Source organism: Sulfurihydrogenibium yellowstonense SS-5 (assembly GCF_000173615.1).
Taxonomy (GTDB): domain Bacteria; phylum Aquificota; class Aquificia; order Aquificales; family Hydrogenothermaceae; genus Sulfurihydrogenibium; species Sulfurihydrogenibium yellowstonense.
In genome coordinates, this window is sequence record NZ_ABZS01000194.1 from 1 (window position 1) to 2915 (window position 2915).

The 2915-nt window shown below is 30.3% G+C and carries 6 protein-coding genes; 1 reads left to right on the top strand and 5 read right to left on the bottom strand.

Annotated elements, in window-relative coordinates; all coding sequences use genetic code 11:
- Positions 1–156: 156 nt before the first annotated feature.
- A complete protein-coding gene (locus SULYE_RS08115) occupies positions 157–519 on the bottom strand; it encodes an IS1595 family transposase (RefSeq protein WP_198001802.1) in 363 nt (120 codons plus the stop codon).
- Positions 483–620, bottom strand: coding sequence for a hypothetical protein (locus SULYE_RS08610; RefSeq protein ID WP_007548054.1), 138 nt, complete (start codon positions 618–620; stop codon positions 483–485). Before SULYE_RS08610 ends, SULYE_RS08115 begins: the two co-directional genes overlap by 37 nt.
- Positions 621–884: 264 nt before the next feature.
- Here SULYE_RS08610 and SULYE_RS08235 point away from each other — a divergent pair, with 264 nt between their 5' ends.
- On the top strand, positions 885–1040 hold the full coding sequence (locus tag SULYE_RS08235) for a hypothetical protein (protein WP_007548055.1): 156 nt from the start codon (positions 885–887) through the stop codon (positions 1038–1040).
- Positions 1041–1114: 74 nt separating this feature from the next.
- Here the strand turns inward: SULYE_RS08235 and SULYE_RS07385 are convergent, their stop codons facing one another.
- From SULYE_RS07385 to fliD, 3 genes are all read right to left on the bottom strand, one after another.
- Entirely contained in the window at positions 1115–1432 is a 318-nt protein-coding gene (locus SULYE_RS07385; protein ID WP_007548057.1) for a hypothetical protein, read from the bottom strand.
- The gene (gene fliS / locus SULYE_RS07390) at positions 1405–1770 is read right to left on the bottom strand and encodes a flagellar export chaperone FliS (RefSeq protein ID WP_007548060.1); all 366 of its coding nucleotides are present in this window, start codon (positions 1768–1770) and stop codon (positions 1405–1407) included. The genes SULYE_RS07385 and fliS overlap by 28 nt, the downstream gene beginning before the upstream one ends.
- Positions 1771–1797: 27 nt before the next feature.
- The coding region (fliD, locus tag SULYE_RS07395; RefSeq protein WP_007548062.1) for a flagellar filament capping protein FliD at positions 1798–2915 on the bottom strand (1118 nt) is incomplete at its 5' end.

Below are 2915 nucleotides of genomic sequence, written 5' to 3' on the forward strand. Positions count from 1 at the left end.
AGAAGTGGGATAAAAGTAGGAGATTCTTCGCTTCGCTCAGAATAACATAAAGGTTGCCTTCTTCTCTAATGCTTATCAATCAACCTTTCTCTGTCATCCTAAGGCCGTAAGGCCGAAGGATCTCATTATTAATTTTTATAATTTCTTTATAATTTCTCACCCCAAGGTATTTATATAAACTATCATTAACATTATCCTAAAGTTATACCTAAATTCAAGCTCTTTTAGATAGTAGATAAAATTGTCCTTACTTACACCATGAAATTTTAGTAACCTCTCCTTTGCATAACTCCAAAATCCTTCTATGCCATTTATATACACTTTACCATTTGCAAACTTTACACTTTTATCTATTCTCTCATGCTTAAATCCATACATCACAAGACCATCATAACTTTTGAATTTATCTGTATATATCAAACTTCCTCTCTTTACTATCTTTATGGTTTCTCTCAGTAGTGTTTCAGCAAATACATCTTTTACTATCTCAACTTTGACTTTTCCATTTCTCTCAAGAATTTAAGTTTTGTGTAGATCTTGTGCGTAGTATTGTAAGCCAAATCAAGCTCTTTATGTGATTTATGAGCTGGAACTTCAAGTATGAATAGTTTTACAGCCAATATGAATTTAGAGAATGGAACTTTTAAATCTTCAAGGATACTATCTTTTCTAACACTCCATTCTTTTTTACATTTATAGCATTTGTAGAAGTTTCTTCTAATTTTACCAATGTTTTTGGCATGACAAAAAGGACAGCTATCAAATGTTTTAAGAACGCCTCTTTCTCTTAAAAATTCCTCTGCTTTTTCTTCTGATGGTGCTATCTATAGTAATTCTACTAAATTCATGTTTTACCTCCTATACTACTTGATATTATAGCATGGGTGGATTATTTTGAGCAATTAAAAAGATTTATAAATTTTAAAAAGGATATCCTTCAGCTTTACAGCATCAGGATGATAAGAAAAGATAGGCTTACAGAAGTTTTGAAAAACACTTATGAAGGTAAAGGCATCTTGCCGGCTTTTAGAGGCAAATAAGAAGACTAAAAAGTTGAGATGATAGCTCTTCCACTTTCTTTGTCATCTTGAAGACTTTAGTCCGATAACGTCAATCATTCAAGCAAAATTTTCTTCGCAGTATATAAGTATTCTAATTCTTTATTTTTATCGTTTAATTTATTAATAATTAGATCCATTTTCTCTCTTAAAATATTCGATATTATGTCTACCTTTTCCTGCAACAGCGATATTTTTTCCCTATTTTTTTCAAGCGAAGTATTATCTTGACTTAAGTAATCATTAATGTCTTTAATTAAACTTTCTAGATAATTATAAATATTTGAATCAAAATTGTTTGAATTAAGAAGAATGACTAACTTTTCAGATTCAGCTAACAAATCATCTAAACTTTTGATGATAACTCCTCCCATCCTTCTCTAACTGTATTTAAAATATTAATAACTTCACTTAAAACCTTTTCATCATTTTTCAAATTTCCAAGCATTATTTGTTTCTCACAAAAGTCATAAATTTCATGTAAATTCTGAGCTATTTCTCCACCTTTTTCAAAATCAAGTCCTGTTTTTAGAGTTAAAAGAATGTCTAATGCTTTATTTATGTGATTAATTTTTGATTTTAAATCACTGTTTTTTATACTTTCTATTGCAGCTTTTAGTTCTAATATAACCCTTTCATATCCCATAGAAATAAGCTTTGGAAGGTTTGCTGTTTCCAAGCCTGTTTTTAAATAACTTTCATATGGATTCAACTATTAATCTCCTTCTTATTTAGAGTTTTAATTGCCAAATGTTGCCTGAATTCTTGCGCTAATGTCGTTCATTTGAGCCTGTAGCATTTGCATTTTTATGAATTGATTTTTCAGAGTTTCAATCTCCATTTGCACTCTTTTTGCCTGCAAATCTATCAAGTTTTGAATATTTTGAATTTGCCTATCATAAGACTTATTGTATTGGTCTAATATGCCATTAAACTGAGTATATGGATTTAAATAGGTTGTTAAATTATTTTTAATACCATTTAAAGTATTTTGAAAGTCAATTGGATTATTAGTCAAAGCATCATTTAGCTTTGATGTATTTAAAGAAATATGTCCAGTTGTTCTATCAAAGTTTATGATATCTGCAGTAAAAAGAGGTTGTAATTGGTTGAATATTCCGTTAACAATTTGATTAAAACCATACTCACCGCTTAATTTTCCACCTTTGCCTGTTTCCTTGTTAACGATATCTACAAGCTGGTTGTAATAATTAACAATGCCGCCAAGAGCATCGGTTATTGGCTTATTATCTTTTTGAATTTGTAAAACAGTAGAACCAGTTTGAAATGCTGTAAAAGACAAACCGGGTATGTTTGTAAATGTATTAGTGTCGCTTTGCACCTGTAGTCCATTTACTGTTGCTACTGCATTTTGAGCATTTTGTATGCTTGTTAAATCTAACATAGAAACAGCATTTCCTGTATCAGAAATGGTAAATGAATTATCAGCTCCCGTTTTAGTTCCAGCTATTACTAACTTATACTGTGGATTGCTTGATGTACCAACGTTTATAATAGAGGCTTTAAAGTTACCATTATAAACACTTGCAGTTCTATTAATCTCATCTGCCAAATTTTGTAATGAGTAAGTTGAATCATAAGCAATATTATAGCTATTACCATTCATTGAAATTGTCAAAGTGCCTGGATCTAAACCCAACGGTGCGTTTTTATCAGAAAAAGAATTATTAGAAGCATAAACTTGATTTGTAGCTAATTGGGATATGTTTATATTATAGCTTCCCTCTGATACTTGAGTAGGGTCTGTTATAGATGCAGTCAGTATATTAGGATTAGATACACTCATAGATTTTGCGTTAACTGTAGCAGTGTCAGAAATGTTATTGATAGAACTTT